The following is a 19,340-nucleotide window of genomic DNA, read 5'->3' on the forward strand; positions in this document are numbered from 1 at the left end:
AGCAAAGTGGAAAACAGATGATCACCACAGACGGGAATAACGCAGTCGCCTCGGTGGCGTACCGCACCAGCGAAGTCATCGCCATCTACCCCATCACCCCCAGCTCGGCCATGGCTGAGCAGTCGTCGGCCTGGTCGAGCGAGCGGGGCAAGAACCTGTGGGGGGATGTCCCCCGGGTTGTCGAGATGCAGTCGGAAGGGGGAGCCATCGCCGCCGTCCACGGTGCCCTGCAGACCGGCGCGCTGGCGACCTCGTTTACCTCGTCGCAGGGGTTGCTGCTGATGATCCCCAACCTCTACAAGCTGGCGGGTCAGCTCATCCCCTTCGTGCTGCATGTGGCGGCGCGCACCGTGGCGACCCATGCGCTATCGATCTTTGGCGATCACTCGGACGTGATGGCGGTGCGCCAGACCGGCTGTGCCATGCTCTGTGCCAGCAATGTGCAGGAGGCGCAGGACTTTGCCCTGATCTCCCAGATAGCGAGCCTCAACAGCCGCCTCCCCTTTATCCACTTCTTCGACGGCTTTCGTACCTCTCACGAGATCGCCAAGATAGCGCCGCTCGCTGACGACACCCTGCGCGCCCTGCTGCCCGCAGATGCCATCCGCGCTCATCGTGACCGGGCGCTCACCCCCGACAAACCGGTCATTCGCGGCACCGCCGCCAACCCGGACACCTACTTCCAGTGCAGGGAGGCGAGCAACCCTTGGTATGACGCCGCCTATGGCCATGTGAATGAGGCAATGCAGGCTTTTGGCGAACAGACCGGCCGCCACTACCGGCCATTTGAATACGTTGGCCACCCGCAGGCGGAGCGGATAGTGGTGCTGATGGGCTCGGCCATCGGCACCTGTGAAGAGGTGATCGAACGCCTGCTGGCCCAAGGGGAGAAGGTAGGTCTGGTGAAGGTGCGGCTGTTCCGTCCCTTCTCGGCCGGGCACCTGTTGGCCGCGATTCCCGAGAGTGCCCGCACCATCGCCGTGCTGGATCGCACCAAAGAGCCGGGCGCACAGGCCGAGCCCCTCTATCTCGATGTGATGACGGCGCTGGCCGAAGCGGTCAGCCGGGGCGAGCGGGCAAGCCTGCCGCGGGTTATCGGCGGTCGCTACGGCCTCTCCTCCAAAGAGTTCGGCCCCGCCTGCGCGCTGGCGGTATTTGTCGAGCTGGCGCAAGAGAACCCCCGCCCGCGCTTTACCGTCGGCATCTTCGATGACATCACTGGTCTCTCGCTGCCGCTGGCAGCGCTGGATTCGCAAAGCCCCCTCCACAGCCAGCCACACAAGCTGGAAGCGCTCTTCTACGGCCTTGGCAGCGACGGCACCGTCTCGGCGGCCAAGAACAGCATCAAGATCCTCGGCAACCACACCGACCTCTATCCGCAGGGCTATTTCGTCTACGACTCGAAAAAGGCGGGGGGTCTCACCGTCTCTCACCTCCGGGTAGGCGAGCGGCCGCTACAATCGGCCTATCTGGTGGAAGAGGCGGACTTTATCGGCTGCCATCAGTGGCAGTTTGTCGACAAGTACCGGATGGCGGAGCGCTTGAAGGCGGGCGGCATCTTCCTGCTCAACACCCCCTACAGCGAAGCGGATATCTGGCAGCGCCTCCCCAGCGAGGTACAGCACGCCCTGCGCGAGAAAGAGGCGCGCTTCTACATCATCAACGCCGCCAAAATTGCCCGCGACTGCCAGCTCGGTAACCGCATCAATACCGTGATGCAGATGGCCTTCTTCCAGCTCAGCGCCATCATTCCCCCCACAGAGGCGACCAGCCTGCTGAAGCAAGCCATCGCCACCAGCTATGGCAGCAAGGGGCAGACACTGGTCGAGCGCAACTGGATGGCACTGGAGGCAACCTGCGCCGCACTGACCCGGGTGCAACTTGGCGAGCTGGATCCTACCAGCCGCCCCCGCCCGCCGGTGGTTTCGGCCAAGGCCCCAGACTTTGTCCAGACCGTCACCGCCGCCATGCTGGCGGGACTGGGTGACAGCCTGCCGGTCTCCGCCTTCCCGCCGGATGGCACCTGGCCGGTCGGCACCACCCGCTGGGAGAAGCGCAATATCGCCAAGGAGATCCCCATCTGGGAGGCGGAGCTCTGCACCCAGTGCAACTACTGTGTCGCCGCCTGTCCCCACTCGGCCATTCGCGCCAAGGTGGTGGAACCGGATGCGCTCGCCGCAGCTCCCGCCACTCTCGATGCGCTGGATGTGAAATCCCGTGACATGCGCGGCCAGCAGTACGTGCTGCAGGTGGCGCCGGAGGATTGCACCGGCTGCAACCTCTGCGTCGAGGTGTGCCCGGCCAAGGATCGCAGCAACCCGGATCGCAAGGCGATCAATATGGCTTCACGGCTCGATCACCTCGACGAGCAGAAGGCCAACTACGACTTCTTCCTCGATCTGCCAGAGCGCAGCGCCGAGCAGCTGGAGCGCATCGACATTCGCACCTCCCAACTCATCTCGCCGCTGTTTGAATACTCCGGCGCCTGCTCCGGCTGTGGCGAGACCCCCTACATCAAGCTGCTGACCCAGCTCTATGGCGATCGGCTGCTGATTGCCAACGCCACCGGCTGCTCGTCCATTTATGGCGGCAACCTGCCTACCACCCCCTACACCACCAACGCCGACGGGCGCGGGCCGGCCTGGGCCAACTCGTTGTTTGAAGACAACGCCGAATTCGGACTGGGCTTCCGTCTTACCGTCGATCAGCACAGGGAGCGGGTGCGCCGTCTGCTGGCGAGCCTGGGCGACACCATACCGGCAGCGCTGCGCGAGGCGCTCGGCGATGCCACCCTGCCGGTTTCCGAGCAGCGGGCCCATATCCAGCAGCTACGGGTGCTGCTGCAACAGAGCAAGGCCCCGGCAGCCCAAGAGCTGGCTCGCGATGCGGACTATCTGGTGGAAAAATCGGTCTGGCTCATCGGCGGCGATGGCTGGGCCTACGATATCGGCTTTGGCGGGCTCGACCATGTGCTGAGTCTGGGGGAGAACATCAATGTGCTGGTGCTCGATACCCAGTGCTACTCCAACACCGGTGGCCAGCAGTCGAAGGCGACGCCACTCGGTGCCATCACCAAGTTTGGCGAGCAGGGCAAACGCAAGGCACGCAAAGATCTCGGGGCCAGCGTGATGATGTATGGCCACGTCTATGTGGCGCAGATCTCCCTCGGCGCCCAGATGAACCAGACGGTGAAGGCGATTCAGGAGGCGGAAGCCTATCCGGGCCCCTCGCTCATCATCGCCTACAGCCCCTGCGAGGAGCATGGCTACGACATGGCCGAGAGCCATGAGCAGATGAAGCAGCTGACCGCCACCGGCTTCTGGCCCCTCTACCGCTTCGATCCGCGCCGCGCTGACGAGGGTAAACTGCCGCTGGCGCTCGACTCGCGGGCCTCCAATGCCTCGCTGGCCGAGACCTTGCGCCATGAGCCCCGCTTCCAGCGGCTGGAGCGCCAGCTGCCTGAGGTGGCCAGCCAGCTCTATGAAGAGGCGGAGCAGGAGGCCAACCGCCGCTTCGCCTGGCTGAGCCAGCTGGCGGGCAAGGAGAGTCCGGCGCAGGAGTAACCCGCGCATGACTTGATGGCAGCAGCCACTCTATTCGCCAAATAATAATCAGGGCTCCCCGCGGGGAGCCCTGATGCTATCTATGGTGAGCCAATGCTGGCGCAGGCCAAATCAGGCGCTGATGGAGGCCAGCTCATGGCGCTTCAACGCCAGCAGGGTGATGAGCAGCGCCAGCGTGGCGATCAATGCCATGCCGATATAGGTCGCGCTGAAGCCCGGGGCCAGCAGATCGGGGGCAAGTCGGCTCAGATCGCCATCGCTGCCGGCTGGCAGGCGGAAATGAAACAGCATGGAGCAGATGGCCACGCCGACGGCACCGCCAAGCTCCCGCCCGAAGTTGAACAGCGACATGCCGATGCCGCGATCTTCCCGTGGCAGGGCATTCTGTACCACCACCGAGAGGGCGGGCAGCACCAGACCGAGACCAATACCGGCAAACCCGAGGGCCAGTCTGACCCTGGCATCGAAGTGGATCTGCCAGAGCGCCACCGCCGCGAGGCCAAAGCCCACCGCAACAAAGCTCTTGTAGTGACCGGTACGGCCAATCAGCTTGCCGCCGACAAAGGCGCCGGCAGTGATGCAGATCATGAAGATAACCATGATGGCGCCGCTCTCGCTGGCGCTCATCCCCTTCTGCCACTGCATCTGCAACGGCAGATAGACCAGCACGGCAAACATCAGCAACTGGGAGAGCATCACCAGCAGCACGCTCACCAGATAGCCGGGCAGCCGGGCCAGATGGGCGGGCAATATGGGGTCGTGGGCACGCCGCTCAATCAGAATCAGCAGCAGCAACGCGACGCCCAGCGCCGCCGAGAGCCAGACTGCAGGCAGCGCCGCTTCCGGCGAGAGCAGCAACAGGGTGAGCGTGGTGACGGTAATCAGCAGACCCGCCCCCTTCCAGTCGAAGCGACTGTGGCGACGCACGTTGAGCTGCTTGAGGTTGCGGTTGATGAGAAAGACCGCCAGCGCCCCGAGCGGCAGGTTGATCCAGAAGATCCAGCGCCAGCTGAGCTGCTCGGTGAAATAGCCGCCAAGCAAGGGGCCAGCGATGCTGGAGACCGCATAGACCGCCGAGATGTAGCCCTGATACTTGCCCACCTCCCGCGGTGGAATGGTGTCAGCAATCACGGTAAACGCGAGGGCAATCAGACCGCCGCCTCCCAGCCCTTGCAGCACCCGTGCTGCCAGCAGGGTCGGCAGATCCTGGGAGAGCGCACAGGCCACCGAGCCCGCCAGAAACAGGCCGATGCCGATATTGAGCATCCGCACCCGACCAAAGAGATCGCTCAGCTTGCCATAGAGGGGCAGCACGGCGGTAGCCGCCAGCAGATAGGCGGTCACCACCCAGGTGAGGGCGGCACCGGCGTGCAGCTCGGCGCCAATCATGGGCAGCGGGGTGGTAACTATGCTCTTTTCCAGTGAACCGAGCGCGATCACCAGCGCCACACTGGAGAAGATGGTTTTGGGGGATATTTTCGAGGTCATAAGCGGACTCGCAGATCTGATATGCCAAAGTATCCGGCAATGAACGGATTATTGTCTCACAAATCAGCAAGAGATAGAAAAAACGGCGGCCACAATCTGCCCAACCATGAGGCCGATCCCACAAAACGTCGACCGTTTCTGCTAGCCTGCTCTATTTGATTCGAGGAGCCCCCATGAGCGAGCGTGAGCAGTACGGGTTTGATCACTACGATGCCCTGATTTTCGATATGGATGGCACTTTGGTAGATTCCATGCCCCTTCATCTGGATGCCTGGGAGCTCACCTGCGCCGAATTCGGCATCCCCTTCGAGCGGGATCAGCTCTATCAGTACGGCGGCATTCCCACCCGCAAGATCATCGCCATGCTGGCCGAGCAGCAGGGGCTGACGGTGGATGTCGAGGCTTTTACCCGTCGCAAGATTGCCCTCTATATGGAACATATCGACAAGGTCAGCGTCTTTCCCAAGATGTGGGAGCTGGTCAGGCACTATCACGGCAAGGTCAAGATGGGGATTGGCACCGGCTCACCGCGCAGTCAGGCGGACTCCATCCTCAAAAGCACCGGACTCGACGCCTATATTTCGGTGTTGGTGAGCGCCGATGATGTCACCAACCACAAGCCGCACCCTGATACCTTCTTGCAGGTGGCCGAACTACTCGGCGCCAATCCCGCCAACTGCCTGGTGTTTGAAGATACCCGGATCGGGCTTGAGGCTGGCAAGGCGGCAGGGATGGATACCGTGCTGGTTATCGAAGGTGACCTGCACCCGCGCTAAACGGCTCAGGGCAAGCAGGCAAACCGATAAAATGGTGCCATCACAGTGGCACCATTTTTTATTCACGTGAGCTTGGCGGCAGCGTCAGTGCCCGGACAGAGTTGCGATCGCAGCCGGAATAGCGGCAACCGTCAGACAAAGGGCATTGGCGTTGGCCTCATCCTGTAGTGCCTGATGAGTGCGAAGCAGCTCAAGAGCTTCGGCCGGGGTATCTGCAAAGGTGGGGGCGGCGATGGCGGCAAATCCCTGTTCGACCAGTTGACGACGCTCATCGCTATAGCTGGGTGCATTGGCATCTAGATAGGTAAGCGCCTGACCCTGCTTGAAAAAGTGATAGTTAGGCATCGATTGGCCCCGCAAAAATAAAGCGCCATTCTACTCCTTTTTGCTCCACCGCCAGCGTCAATCTGTGTCGTCTCAAGTGATCTCGTTCACATTTTTATCAACACACATTTACCGACCGGGATCCGTACAAACCCCTCCCCACGCGGCGTCAGACAACACCCGATACCGTCACTCGGCGCCAAACAAAACGCCTCCACAGAGGAGGCGTTGCGACTGAAACAGGGTGGCTCCCGTTACATGGCATTCGTCGATTCGAAGATCTTGTCCGCCGAGGCCTCGACGAAGCCCGGATAGAGCACGCCATCGGCCTGCGGATAGCGCAGGGCAAACTCGTAGAAGCAGCTCGGGATGGTACGCACCCCATCGCTGAACGGCACCTCGGCTTTGTCTGCCATGGTGGAGGATTGCTCCAGCATCACCTGCGGGTCCCCCTTCACCTCGCCACCCACGCTGTTGAGCACAAAACCCGCCGCCTTGAGCGCCGCATTGACCTGATGGATGGTGTCAAAATCCTTCAACTTGTTGATATTGACCGTGAAGTGGTTGGCACGATAACCCCAGGCTGCCATCCAGGCCGCATACTCGCTCTCCGCCAGCAGAGTCTGATAATCGGCATAGGATACCTGCCAGGGGGCACCGGTGTAGAGAAATGCCGGGGTATCGGTCAGATGATCGGGCACCTGATCCGCCAGCTTGTGGATGATGGCCTGGGCAGCCGGAGAGAGCTCTTCCACCTTCAGCTCACTGATAAACACCTTGGGAGCGTCCGGATCCTGATGCTCAAAGTGCTTGGCATAGAGCTTCTTGGCCTTGAAAACGTACTCGCCCTTCTGCTCGTAACCGAGCGCCAGGAAGTGGGCGGCCAGCTTCTCCAGCCCCAGCTTGGGCAGGTTGTAGGTACGAAACGCCACGTGATCGTTGACGATGGGCTCGCCGCCACCCAGCAGGGTGTGCACCTTGAGGGCGCTCGGGGTCACCTTGATGTAGTTGTCCCACAGATGGCTGAACAGGGTGTCGATATCCTTTTGCATCTCTCTTTCCTTTGATTGCGGGTACAGATGGGGGCACCGCTGGATGCCCCGTGTCGTTATCAGAAGCGCAGGCCGGGCGACAGCTGCTCCGGCATGGCGGCTTTGCTGTCTTCGACAGAGGCAATCGGGGATATGACACAGTAGTCGGCGGCGTTGAGCCATCTCTGCTGCATTGGCATCCCCGTTTGCTTTTAAAACGTCAAACCAGGAGACAGCTGATCCGGCATGGCGGCTTTGCTGTCTTCAACGGAGGCAACCGGATACGCACAGTAGTCAGCAGCGTAGTAGGCGCTCGCCCTGTGGTTGCCGGAAGCGCCGATGCCACCAAACGGCGCAGCACTGGAGGCGCCGGTGATGGGTTTGTTCCAGTTGACGATACCGGCGCGGATCCGCTTGAAGAAGTGGTGCCAGTCCGCCTCCTTGTCCCCCAGCAGACCAGCCGAGAGACCGTAGCGGGTGGCGTTGCCCTGATCGATGGCACCATCGAAATCATCGTAACGAATGAGTTGCAGCAGCGGACCGAAGTACTCTTCGTCAGGCAGCCCACTCACTGAGGTCACGTCGATAATGCCCGGGGAGACAAAGCCTGTACCCGCTTCCAGGTGCTTGAGGGTAAGCAGGCTCTCGCCACCGAGGCGCTGCAGGTTGGCTTGCGCCTCGACCATGCCCAGTGCTGCCTTCTCGCTTATCATCGAACCCATGAAAGGCTGCTCGGCGGCGTCATAAAGGCCGACCTTGATCTGGCTGACCACCTCAACCAGTCGATTGACCAGCGCATCGCCCCGCTCGCCGCGCTCGACAAACAGACGGCGGGAGCAAGTACAGCGCTGACCGGAAGTGATGAACGCCGACTGGACGATGGCATGGACGGCGCCGTCGATGTCGCTCACATCTTTCACGATCAGCGGGTTGTTGCCGCCCATCTCGAGAGCCAGAATTTTGCCCGGCTGACCGGCAAACTGCTGATGAAGGAAATGGCCGGTGCGGGATGAACCAGTGAAGAAGAGGCCGTCGATGTCGGGGTTGCCAGCCAGCGCCTTGCCAGTCTCGACCTCCCCTTGCACCAGATTGAGCACGCCATTGGGCAGCCCCGCCTCCTGCCACACCTTGACCATGGCCTCAGCCACCATGGGGGTCAGCTCGGAGGGTTTGAACACCACGGTGTTACCCGCAATCAGTGCCGGGACTATATGGCCGTTGGGCAGATGGCCCGGGAAGTTGTAAGGGCCGAACACCGCCACCACGCCGTGGGGCTTATGACGGACAAACGCCTTGGCGCCCGGCATGGCATTTTCAACGGTACCGGTACGCTCGTCATGGGCACGGATGGAGATGGCAATCTTGCCCTGCATGGCGGCCACTTCGGTGCGGGTCTCCCACAGCGGTTTGCCTGTTTCGCGGGCGATAGTCAGGGCCAGCGCCTCTTTCTGCTCGCCGAGCAGGTCGGCATAACGGCGCACTATGGCCAGACGATCCTCAAGGCTCATGTCCGCCCAGTGGTAGAAGGCGGCACGGGCGGCCTTGACGGCGGCATCCACCTGCGCCGCACTGGCGGCAGCCCCCTGCCAGATCACCTCGTTCTTGGCCGGATCGGTTGACTCGAACGGCTTGCCTTCACCGGCAAGCCACTGACCGTCGATAAATTGCACTAACTGGCTCATCCATTCACTCCCTGTCGCGGGCAGGCAGCCTCGGCTGCCTGTCTGATAATCGGTTTGCTTGTCCTGTTTGTCTCAGTCGAGGTCGACCACCCGCACCATGTCGCCATCCTGCACCTTGAGTGCCGCCGCCATCTTGGGTGGAATGATGGCTTCGTGCTTGTCGAGATCGACCCGGATATTGCCGTAGCAGGCGCGGTAATGTTCGAAACGGCTGTTGCAGATAAGGTGGGTCTTGCCACCGATGGGCTCGCCCACCAGCACCCGCAGCTTCTTGCTGCGGCGCACGCTGCGGATATTCTTCACGTCACACTCGACGGTGGGGCCCGCATCGAAAATATCGACGTAACCACGGTTCACGAAGCCCTCGTCCTGCAGCATCTTGATGGCCGGGCGGGTCTTCTCGTGGGTCTGGCCGATAACGGCGCGCGCCTCTTTGCTCAGCAAATTGACATAGATGGGGTACTTTGGCATCAACTCGGCGATAAAACGCTTCTTGCCGATGCCGGTCAGATAGTCGACGGTTGGAAAATCCATCGAGAAGAAATGGGTTTGCAGCCACTCGTAGAAGGGACTGTGGCCGTTGGCATCGGAGACGCCGCGCATCTCGGCGAAGACGGTCTCGTCAAACAGCTCAGGGTGCTCGGCCATAAACAGAAAGCGGTGCTTGGAGAGCAGGCGGCCGTTGAGCCCCTCGCGGGCACATTCGCGCAAAAACAGGGTGCAGAGCTCGGAGTTGCCGGTGTAGTCGTTGGAGAGGGTCAGGGTTTCAACGACGTTGTAGATGCCGAGCTTGGGAGAAGAGTGCACCACCTTGCCGATGTGGTAGTTGTAAAACGGCTGGGAGAGGCCAACCGCGGCATCGATGGCACAGGTGCCGACCATCTCGCCGGTCTCCAGATCCTCAGCCACGAAGAAGTAGAGGCAGTCCCCCTTGCCGGCGGGCTTGTCGGAAAAAGTCTGGGTAGAGGCATCAATCTTGCGCTGCAGCAGCTCATCGTTGACGGGCAACGAGGTCATGCCGGTGCCGGACTCGATGGCGCAGGTCTTGAGCCCGGCAAAATCTTTTTGCTCGATGGGACGGATAACCAACATAAATGACAACTCCCTTTCATTGACGACAGGTGGGGTCCCGGCTCCTGCCGGGAGAGCTCCCCACCTCAATTTGGAATCAGGCGTTAACCACCTGGGCAACCGCCTTCTCGAAGCGGGCCAACCCTTCCTTGATGTCCGCTTCCGGGATCACCAGTGAAGGGGCAAAACGAACCACGTTGGTACCAGCCACCAGTGCCATCAGCCCCTGATCGATGGAGGCCAGCAGGAAGTCGCGGGAGCGCCCCTTGTAGGCATCGCTCAGGGCCGCGCCCAGCAGCAGACCCTTGCCGCGGATCTCGCTAAAGCAGTGGTATTTGGCATTGATGGCTTCAAGGCCATCGCGGAACAGCTGCTCGCGTTGCTTGATGCCAGCCAGCACCTCCGGAGTATTGATCACGTCGATCACCGCCTCGGCGACCGCACAGGCCAGCGGGTTGCCGCCGTAAGTAGAGCCGTGAGTGCCCACTTTCAGGTAAGAGGCGATTTCGTTGGTTGTCAGCATGGCGCCGATGGGGAAACCGCCCCCCAGCGCCTTGGCGCTGGTGAGGATGTCCGGCGTGACACCCAGACCCATATAGGCATAGAGATCACCGGTCCGGCCGACGCCGGACTGCACTTCGTCATACACCAGCAGGGCATTGTGTTTGTCGCACAGCTCGCGCACCCCTTTGGCAAACTCGTCGGTAGGACGAATGATGCCCCCCTCCCCTTGCAGCGGCTCCATCACCACGGCGCAGGTGTTGTCGGAGATCACCTCGGCCAGCGCGGCCAGATCGTTGTAGGGAACGTGGGTTATGTCACCGGGCTTGGGCCCGAAACCATCTGAGTAGGCAGCCTGGCCACCGACGCTGACGGTAAAGAAGGTACGACCGTGGAAGCCCTGATTGAAGGCGATGATCTGGGTCTTCTGCTCGCCAAACTTCTCGATGGCATAGCGGCGTGCCAACTTGAGAGCGGCTTCGTTCGCTTCGGCGCCGGAGTTGCAGAAGTAGACCTTGTCGGCGAAGGTGGCGGCGACCAGCTTCTTGGCCAGACGCAGGGCCGGCTCGTTGGTCATGACGTTGGAGAGGTGCCACAGCTTCTCGCCCTGGGTTTTCAGGGCCTCGACCAGCTTGGGATGACAGTGACCCAAACCGTTGACGGCGATGCCACCGGCGAAGTCGACATACTCGCGCCCTTCCTGATCCCAGACACGTGACCCTTCACCACGCACCGGGATGATCTTGGCGGGCGCATAGTTGGGAACCATCACTTCATCAAACACTTCACGTGTCACTGCCAACAACTCTGACATATAGCTCTCCTTCGATTCGGCGACAGAATAATCCACCGCCCAAAAGTTAAATCCGTGTAAACGTGACGGGATTATCACAGAAATAAAGTAAAAAGTCTGTAACAAGACGGCCTATAAGGAACAATGTTCGATTGCTCTTGAGATTTTAGGCAACCGCATTGCATAACGACTCAGGGGGGCTTGGCAAGAGATAATTTGGGCAGGAGAGGGGGTGAATAAAGTGTCAGGGAAATTTTTTTTGCCTTCTCTCGAACTTGAGAAGGCGATCACAACTTTTTATGAACGCGCCAGAAAGTTGGCCAGCAACTGATGGCCCTGCTCGCTCAAAATACTCTCCGGATGGAACTGAACACCCTCGACAGGGAGCGTCTTGTGGCGCAGCCCCATGATCTCGTCAAACGAGCCATCGGCATGCTCGCTCCAGGCGGTGATCTCGAAGCAGTCGGGCAGCGTGTCGCGCTCCACCACCAAGGAGTGGTAACGAGTCACCCTCAGCGGGTTGTTGAGCCCCTTGAACACCCCCTCATTGCGATGGCGGATGAGCGAGGTTTTGCCGTGCATTACCTGACGGGCACGCACTACGCGGGCGCCGAAGGCCTGCGCCAGCGACTGATGACCGAGACAGACGCCGAGAATGGGCAGCTTGCCAGCAAAGTGGCTGATAGCGTCGAGAGAGATCCCCGCCTCATTGGGCGTACAGGGACCGGGAGAGATCACCAGAAAACGGGGGGAGAGCTGCGCTATGGTATCAAGCGTCAGTTCATCATTGCGCTTGACCACAACCTCTTGTCCCAGGGCGCCGAAATATTGCACCAGGTTCCAGGTAAAAGAGTCGTAGTTATCGATCAACAACAGCATGAGATAACCAACAGCGGAGAATTAACGATCGAGATAACGACCCTGTTCCATTTCCCGTTCACGCTGACACTCGGCCAGATAGATGGCGGCAGCAACGGCAGGGGTTTTATGGTGCTTGTCGATGGCATTGGAGACCATCAACTGCAGGGTATTGAGGTTTTTCGCCTTGCGAAATTTACGTAGCCAGTGACCTTTGTCACTCAGCTCTTCAGCAGAAATAGTTGGTTGAACAGGCATGCTTTCTCTTGGGGATATTACCCAGGTTGAAATAAAGAAATTAAACAAAATAGCCGGGCAGAAAATAAAGAAAGCCAGGCAAATACCCAGCTCTCTTCTACTACACCTTCCCAGTATGTCAGGCTCGAGGAACGAAGCCGACTACATCATATACGCTGGTCAGGGTTTTTTCAGCTCTTTCGCGCGCCTTTTGTGCGCCTTCTGCCAGAATCGCGATCAGATGGGCCTCATCCTGACGCAACTCGTGGAAACGGGCCTGGATCGGTTCCAGCAGCGCAACCACGGCTTCGGCGGTTTCGGTCTTGAGGTGACCGTACATCTTGCCTTCGAAGTGCTGCTCCAGCTCGGGGATGGAGCGGCCGGTCACGCCGGACATCAGGGTCAGCAGGTTGGAGACACCCGGTTTGTTTTCCGGATCGAAACGCACCACCGCCGGCTCGTCGGAGTCGGTCACCGCACGCTTGATCTTCTTGACGATCTGCTTGGGATCTTCAAGCAGGCCGATGAAGTTGGCCTCGTTGTCATCCGACTTGGACATCTTCTTGGTCGGATCCTGCAGACTCATCACCCGCGCCCCTTCGGTCGGAATGAAAGGCTCCGGCATGGTGAATACCTCACCATAGAGGTTGTTGAAACGGGTGCAGATGTCGCGGGTCAGCTCCAGATGCTGCTTCTGGTCGTTGCCGACCGGCACCTGATTGGCCTGATAGAGCAGAATATCAGCAGCCATCAGCACCGGATAACCGAACAGGCCGACGTTGACGTTGTTCTCGAAACGGGCGGACTTGTCCTTGAACTGGGTCATGCGCGACAGCTCACCCATCTGGGTGTAGCAGTTGAGGATCCAGCCCAGCTCGGCGTGCTGCGGCACGTGAGACTGGATGAAGACGGTGCTCTTCTTGGGATCGATACCGACCGCCAGATAGAGGGCGGCCGCGTCCAGACAAGCCTTGCGCAGGGCAGCCGGGTCCTGACGAGTGGTGATGGCGTGCAGGTCGACGATGCAGTAGAGGCAGTCGAACTCATCCTGCATGTTGACCCACTGACGCAGGGCCCCCATGTAGTTGCCGATGGTCAGTTGACCGGAGGGTTGCGCTCCGCTCAATACGATTGGTTTAGTCATGAGAGTGTTAATCCTTGTTATTCAGCCAGCCCAGCTGCGCTATTAGACCAAAAGTGCATCGAGCTGGGCAAACTGCTCGAATACCCAGTCTGGATGGGAGTCGGCGATGGGGCGGCCATAGTTGTAGCCGTATGTAAGACCCACCACCTTCATGCCAGCCGCCTTGGCCGCCAGCACGTCATTTTCTGAGTCGCCCACCATCAGGGTGCGAGCTGGGCTCACCCCCAACTCCTGGCACGCGTGCAGCAAGGGCTCCGGGCTCGGCTTCTTGACCGACACGCAGTTGCCACCAAGCCAGAGTTCGAAACAATCGCTGATGCCAAGGGCATCGAGGATGGGCGCCACGAAATCGCTCGGCTTGTTGGTAACGATCGCTTGCTTGTAGCCCAGACTTTGCAAGCGACGCAGACTCTGTGCCACCCCGTCATACATCGCCAGCCCTTGCAGCAGGCAGGCGTTGTAGTGCTGGAAAAAAATCGGTCTGGCCTTGGCAAACAGCTCGGGATCGGCCTCGCGATAGGCGAGCGCCCGCTGGATCAGCTTGTCGGCACCATTGCCGACCCAGGTACGGATCACCGCTTCATCAGCTTGTTCCAGACCCAGATCAGCCAGAGTCAGATTGACCGCCAGCGCCAGCTGGGCGGCACTGTCAATCAGGGTGCCGTCCAGATCGAACAGCACCAAATCAAATGCGCGCTCAGCGTGTGACATGAGCCAGCTCCGCACGCATCTTGTCGATCACCGCCTTGTAGTCAGGCTGGCTGAAAATGGCAGAGCCGGCGACAAACATGTCGGCGCCCGCTTCGGCGATCTCGCGAATGTTGTCGACCTTCACCCCGCCATCGATCTCGAGACGGATATCGCGGCCGCTCTCGTCGATCAGACGACGCACCTGACGCAGCTTGTCGAGGGTGCCCGGGATAAAGCTCTGGCCACCGAAGCCCGGGTTGACCGACATCAGCAGGATCACATCCAGCTTGTCCATCACATACTCGAGGCAGGAGAGCGAGGTAGCCGGGTTCAGCACCAGACCCGCCTGGCAGCCCATCTCCTTGATGAGGCCCAAAGAGCGATCAACGTGATCGGACGCTTCCGGATGGAAGGTGATGAGGGAAGCACCGGCCTTGGCAAAATCGGGAATGATGCGATCCACCGGCTTGACCATCAGGTGCACGTCGATGGGGGCCTCGATACCGTAGTCACGCAGCGCCTGACAGACCATGGGGCCAATGGTCAGGTTGGGGACATAGTGGTTGTCCATCACGTCGAAGTGAACCACGTCGGCACCGGCAGCCAGTACCTTGGCTACATCGTCACCCAGACGGGCAAAATCGGCAGAGAGGATCGAGGGGGCAATCAGAAAGTCTTTCATCAGCATCATCCATTGGCAGCCAGGGAGAAAAAACGGCGCAATTTTAACGTAAAAGGCGGGCGAAAACGACTCGAATGCGGGGTAAATGGGGCAATCGCCTCCCCTCCCCCAGCAACCCGGGTTATAGGACATCGGCACGGGCGCGGACTCGCCCATAAAAAACGGCGCCCCTGGGCGCCGCATGGTCTGTTACGTCAGTGGCAGCAGTTCACTGTCGCTGGGATAGTAGCCCTGCTCCGGTTCGATTCCGGGCGGATAGAGCGCCAACAACTCGGCCACCTTGTTGCGGGTGCCGCCGTTGCGACTGATGGTGCGCTTGACCAGGATTTCGTCGAGGCGGGCACCGCGATAAAGCTCACGAGTCAGCTCAATATCGTGGTTGCTGATCAGCACCGGCACCCCTTTGTGAGCCGCTGTGTGGCGGGCCAGTCGAGCCAGGATCGCCTGATCATCCAGGGTAAACCCACCGGAGGCATAGGTGGTGAAGCTCGCCGTAGTGGAGAGCGGCGCATAGGGTGGATCACAGTAGATAACCCAATCCTCTTCGGCACGCTTGATGGCGTCGGCGTAGCTCTCGCAGATAAAGGTCGCCTTCTGCGCCTTTTCGGCAAAGGCCCACAGCTCTTTTTCCGGGAAATAGGGTTTCTTGTAGGAACCGAACGGCACGTTGAAGCCGCCCTTCTTGTTGTAGCGGCACAGTCCGTTGAAACCGTGACGGTTGAGAAACAGGAACAAGAGTGCCCGCTCGAAGGTGGTCTCGGTCTGATTGAACTGGGTACGCAGCCGATAATAGGCCGCCTTGTGGTTGTGCTCTGCCACAAACAGCTTGCGCGCATCGGCAATGAAACTGTCCGGCGTCAGCTTGAGGTGGTTGTACAGGCAGATCAGATCCGGATTGATGTCGTTGAGCACATACGCGTCGTAGTCGGTGTTGAGAAACACAGACCCGGCCCCGACGAAGGGCTCCAGCAACACACGCCCGGCCGGCAGGCGCTCGGCAATCTCTTCAACCAGGGAGTATTTTCCCCCGGCCCATTTTAAAAAAGCGCGTGTTTTTTTCATGGAAATCCGGTGTGTAAGAAGGCAAGACCCAAAAAGGGGGACGATTCTACCCCCTTATCCGGTATTAAGGCTATTGCTTCAGCTCTTTTTGTACCTGTGCAAACGACTTGGGCCAGGGCTGACCTTTCAGCAAGGCTGGCGGAAGCTTGCGAATGGCACTCTTGGCCTGGGTCAGACCGGCATAATCCCCTTGCAGCACAACGTACCAGGGGCTGCCACGGAATTTGGTCTGATAGACCCAGACCTTGCCCGCCAGACCATGCTCGGCGACAAACTGATCCACCGCCTTGGTGTTGCTCGCCCCCATCAGCTGAACGCTGTAGTGATTGCGCGGCTTCTTGTTCAAGGTGGCGACCGGTGTCAGGGCCACCTTGGGTGCTGGCGCGGCAACCGGCTCGTTGCTGGCGGTTTTGGTGGTAGCAGCAGGCGTTGCGGTTGTCGCCGGATTCAGTGCTTTGGCGTTACTGGCTGGCGCCGTGGTTGCGATTGCACCACTGGGGGCTGTGCCACTCGGGTTCTTGCCGGTCAGCTCGTCCACCACGTCAGTAGGCAGAGCGCCGCTCACCTTGGGTTCGGTCATCAGCTTTTGCACGACCTCGTCAGAGATCACCACCCGACGCCCTTCGTAATTGGTTGATTCGGTGGTCACGGTTTCGCTCTCTACCGACTTGGGCAGCACTTTCGCCTCCGGCTGCCAATCCTTCACAACCCCGTTGGGATTGCTGGCTGTAGCGCTGTTTTGCGCGCCTTGTGCAGCGGCATCGGTATTCGAACCGCCTGCGGTGAGGGGATCGCCTCCCGCTACCGGGATCGGCAATGCCGTGTTCTGCGCCGGATCCTGCAGCGCCGGTTTGCTTTCATTGTCAAACAGCGCAGGCAGCAGGTAGCTCAGCGCCAGCAGGCCGCCAGCGACCAGCGCGATAGCGGTGGCAATCTTCTTGACAGGCAACTCCGCCTGACGCTTCTTGGGCCTTCTGTCGGTCATGATATCCTCCAGTAACTGCATGATGGTGGACGGATGTCCGTTCGCCGTTTTCAGGATCTCCTCCACTTGCGGCTTGGGCAAGAGGGTCGCCGGGATCTTGAGCTCTTTGGCTTTCTCATACAAGAAGATGCGCTGCTCGGGCGGGCTCAGTGGCGGCACTTCCAGCTCAAGGGCTGGCATGGCACGCCCTTTGAGCTGCGGTCGTTGGGTACGACACCAGACGTCACTGCCCGAGACGATAATGGCCAGCTGATGGGGCGCCGCCAGAGTATCGTTATGACGGATGATCGCCCACAACTCTCCCAGCAGTTCGGTCGGTAACTGGTCGGCCCGCTCTATCAGTAGCAACAGGGTGGCAGGCTTGCTCCCCTCCAGCATGCGAAAGAAGCTCTCCGCCAGCGCATCCTGTGGATTGAACAGCGGGCGCGCCACTACCTGTGGCAATAACAGCTGACGCACATCCACCATCTTCATGGCAGGTGTACCAATCAGGCTCACCACCCGCACTTTTTCCGGCAACACGCCGAGCAGGGATTCGCACAGGGTACCGCGACCACAACCGGGTTTACCGGAGAGAAAAATGAAAGGGTGATTGAATTCAATCAGATGCAGCAGCCGGTCAACCAGCTGCCGCTGGGAAGGAAGTTTTAGCAGTTTATTCGTCACGACCAGACTCGATCACCGCCAGCAACTCGGCATCGGACACATCCCCCACCACCTGCGCATGGCCGATACCAACCGGCAACACCAGACGCAGCTTGCCTTCCAGCACCTTCTTGTCACGGCGCATATGGCGAATAAAGGCGGCGAAATCCATCTCGGCAGGCGCATGAATGGGCAAATTGGCGGCCAGCAGCAGGGCGCGCACTCGCGCAACGTCCGCTTCGCTCATATCGCCACGGGCCTGCGCAGTCCAGGCAGCCAGCATGGTGCCGGCGGACACTGCCTCACCGTGCAGCCAGTTGCCATAACCCTGCTCGGCCTCGATGGCATGACCAAAGGTGTGGCCCAGATTGAGCAGCGCACGGACGCCGTGCTCGGTCTCATCCTGACCGACCACATCGGCTTTGATCTCGCAGCATCGTTTGATGGCGTAGGCCAGCGCGGCAGGTTCCAGCTGTTGCAGACGCACCATGTTCTGCTCCAGCCAGCTGAAGAAATCAGCATCCCAAATGATGCCGTACTTGATCACCTCGGCCATCCCTGCGGCAAATTCGCGGGCGGGCAAGGTACTCAGACATTCGGTATCGATAACAACTTGTTTGGGCTGATAAAAAGCCCCAATCATGTTCTTGCCGAGGGGGTGGTTGACAGCGGTTTTACCGCCGACAGAGGAGTCAACCTGGGAGAGCAGAGTGGTCGGGATCTGGATAAAAGGAATGCCACGTTGATAGCTTGCTGCCGCAAAGCCCACCACATCCCCGATCACGCCGCCCCCCAGAGCGATCAGTGTCGTATCGCGCCCATGGTTGGTTTCAAGCAGAGCAGACATGATCTGCTCAAAGGTCGCCAAGTTCTTGTATGCCTCACCGTCAGGCAGGATCAGGTGTTCAACCTGAAAACCCGACAGCAGAGCGGTTACCTGTTCAAGATAAAGCGGAGCAACGACCGTGTTGGTCACTATCATCACCCGCTTGCCCTTGATGGTCGATACCAGCGCCTCGGGGCGCTGCAACAACCCGGCAGCTATCTCGATGGGATAGCTGCGTTCACCCAGTTCGACCTTCAACCGTTCCATGGACGTCCTCTAGATTACATACCGATCAGCTTTACAATTTGATTGGCAACGATTTTTGCGCTCTGGTCATCGGTGTGCACAACAAAGTCGGCAACCTCTTCATACAGGGCATTGCGCTCTTGTGCCAGACGTTCCAGCACTTCGCGTGCCGGTTCTTCGGTCTGTAGCAGAGGGCGGCGTTTGTCTCGCTGTGTGCGCGCCAGCTGCTTTTCGATAGTGGTTTCGAGGTAGACCACGATGCCACGAGCAGACAATTTGTTGCGGGTTTCGCGACTCTTGATGGCACCGCCACCCGTCGCCAGCACGATACCCTGCTGCTCTGACAATTCGCCGATCACCTTCTCTTCGCGAATCCGGAAACCTTCTTCGCCTTCAACATCGAACACCCAGCCGATATCAGCACCACTGCGGCGCTCAATCTCATGATCTGAGTCGAAAAACTCCATATGCAGTTGTTCTGCCAGATGTCTACCTATGGTGCTCTTGCCCGCACCCATGGGACCTATCAGGAAAATATTGCGTTTCTCAGCCATGTCTTTTCGTTAGTAATTACAAACTGTACGACCCCGATGAATACTGGATCGGGGTACCTATGAACCTTATCTTGCGATGGATCAGGAGGGGGATTATCTCAATAGATATCGGGACTGGCAACCGCAGCCCTTACGCCCCAGCCTCATTGGGGCGTAAGGTTATATGTGTTTTACCTTCACAT

At 59.7% G+C, this 19,340-nt stretch carries 17 protein-coding genes; 2 read left to right on the forward strand and 15 right to left on the reverse strand.

The genetic code is table 11. The features are described from left to right. Window positions 1-17: 17 nt before the first annotated feature. The gene (nifJ, locus tag ACB040_RS02085; RefSeq protein WP_371153075.1) at window positions 18-3,563 is read left to right on the forward strand and encodes a pyruvate:ferredoxin (flavodoxin) oxidoreductase; all 3,546 of its coding nucleotides are present in this window, start codon (window positions 18-20) and stop codon (window positions 3,561-3,563) included. 111 nt (window positions 3,564-3,674) lie between these two features. Here nifJ and ACB040_RS02090 read toward each other — a convergent pair whose 3' ends face one another. Continuing rightward, window positions 3,675-5,051 (reverse strand): MDR family MFS transporter, encoded by a 1,377-nt coding sequence (locus tag ACB040_RS02090; protein ID WP_371153076.1) that lies wholly within the window; start codon window positions 5,049-5,051, stop codon window positions 3,675-3,677. Window positions 5,052-5,224: 173 nt separating this feature from the next. On the opposite strand from ACB040_RS02090, the gene ACB040_RS02095 reads away from it, so the two are divergent. Next, window positions 5,225-5,827 (forward strand): HAD family hydrolase, encoded by a 603-nt coding sequence (locus ACB040_RS02095; RefSeq protein ID WP_371153077.1) that lies wholly within the window; start codon window positions 5,225-5,227, stop codon window positions 5,825-5,827. Between the two features lie 84 nt (window positions 5,828-5,911). Here ACB040_RS02095 and ACB040_RS02100 read toward each other — a convergent pair whose 3' ends face one another. The 14 genes from ACB040_RS02100 to aroK form a co-directional block, all read right to left on the reverse strand. After that, a complete protein-coding gene (locus ACB040_RS02100; RefSeq protein WP_040066910.1) occupies window positions 5,912-6,172 on the reverse strand; it encodes a hypothetical protein in 261 nt (86 codons plus the stop codon). A 233-nt stretch (window positions 6,173-6,405) separates the two neighbouring features. Next, on the reverse strand, window positions 6,406-7,203 hold the full coding sequence (locus ACB040_RS02105) for a DUF1338 domain-containing protein (protein ID WP_021229798.1): 798 nt from the start codon (window positions 7,201-7,203) through the stop codon (window positions 6,406-6,408). A gap of 191 nt (window positions 7,204-7,394) precedes the next feature. Next, a complete protein-coding gene (astD, locus tag ACB040_RS02110) occupies window positions 7,395-8,864 on the reverse strand; it encodes a succinylglutamate-semialdehyde dehydrogenase (protein ID WP_338772256.1) in 1,470 nt (489 codons plus the stop codon). Window positions 8,865-8,936: 72 nt separating this feature from the next. After that, window positions 8,937-9,956, reverse strand: coding sequence for an arginine N-succinyltransferase (gene astA, locus ACB040_RS02115; RefSeq protein ID WP_005334994.1), 1,020 nt, complete (start codon window positions 9,954-9,956; stop codon window positions 8,937-8,939). Window positions 9,957-10,032: 76 nt separating this feature from the next. Beyond that, the gene (locus ACB040_RS02120) at window positions 10,033-11,250 is read right to left on the reverse strand and encodes an aspartate aminotransferase family protein (RefSeq protein ID WP_058055649.1); all 1,218 of its coding nucleotides are present in this window, start codon (window positions 11,248-11,250) and stop codon (window positions 10,033-10,035) included. A 276-nt stretch (window positions 11,251-11,526) separates the two neighbouring features. After that, complete coding sequence (locus ACB040_RS02125; RefSeq protein WP_123172540.1) at window positions 11,527-12,108, reverse strand: aminodeoxychorismate synthase component II; 582 nt, start codon at window positions 12,106-12,108, stop codon at window positions 11,527-11,529. A 21-nt stretch (window positions 12,109-12,129) separates the two neighbouring features. Continuing rightward, on the reverse strand, window positions 12,130-12,345 hold the full coding sequence (locus ACB040_RS02130) for a hypothetical protein (RefSeq protein WP_005334997.1): 216 nt from the start codon (window positions 12,343-12,345) through the stop codon (window positions 12,130-12,132). A 118-nt stretch (window positions 12,346-12,463) separates the two neighbouring features. Further along, complete coding sequence (trpS, locus tag ACB040_RS02135) at window positions 12,464-13,468, reverse strand: tryptophan--tRNA ligase (RefSeq protein ID WP_005362251.1); 1,005 nt, start codon at window positions 13,466-13,468, stop codon at window positions 12,464-12,466. 42 nt (window positions 13,469-13,510) lie between these two features. Then, window positions 13,511-14,179, reverse strand: coding sequence for a phosphoglycolate phosphatase (locus tag ACB040_RS02140; protein WP_371153078.1), 669 nt, complete (start codon window positions 14,177-14,179; stop codon window positions 13,511-13,513). Further along, entirely contained in the window at window positions 14,166-14,840 is a 675-nt protein-coding gene (gene rpe, locus ACB040_RS02145) for a ribulose-phosphate 3-epimerase (RefSeq protein ID WP_005335006.1), read from the reverse strand. Before rpe ends, ACB040_RS02140 begins: the two co-directional genes overlap by 14 nt. 189 nt (window positions 14,841-15,029) lie before the next feature. After that, a complete protein-coding gene (locus ACB040_RS02150) occupies window positions 15,030-15,902 on the reverse strand; it encodes a Dam family site-specific DNA-(adenine-N6)-methyltransferase (RefSeq protein ID WP_236297090.1) in 873 nt (290 codons plus the stop codon). Between the two features lie 70 nt (window positions 15,903-15,972). Further along, window positions 15,973-17,553: an SPOR domain-containing protein gene (locus ACB040_RS02155; RefSeq protein WP_371153079.1), complete on the reverse strand. Its 1,581-nt coding sequence runs from the start codon at window positions 17,551-17,553 to the stop codon at window positions 15,973-15,975. After that, window positions 17,543-18,625 carry a 3-dehydroquinate synthase gene (gene aroB, locus ACB040_RS02160; protein ID WP_005362254.1) on the reverse strand — a complete coding sequence of 361 codons (1,083 nt, stop codon included), beginning with the start codon at window positions 18,623-18,625 and terminating at the stop codon, window positions 17,543-17,545. Before aroB ends, ACB040_RS02155 begins: the two co-directional genes overlap by 11 nt. Window positions 18,626-18,639: 14 nt before the next feature. Then, a complete protein-coding gene (gene aroK / locus ACB040_RS02165) occupies window positions 18,640-19,158 on the reverse strand; it encodes a shikimate kinase AroK (RefSeq protein ID WP_005335014.1) in 519 nt (172 codons plus the stop codon). Window positions 19,159-19,340 lie beyond the last annotated feature (182 nt).

Origin of the sequence: Aeromonas sp. S11(2024), from assembly GCF_041402345.1 — a bacterium.
Lineage (GTDB): Bacteria > Pseudomonadota > Gammaproteobacteria > Enterobacterales > Aeromonadaceae > Aeromonas > Aeromonas veronii.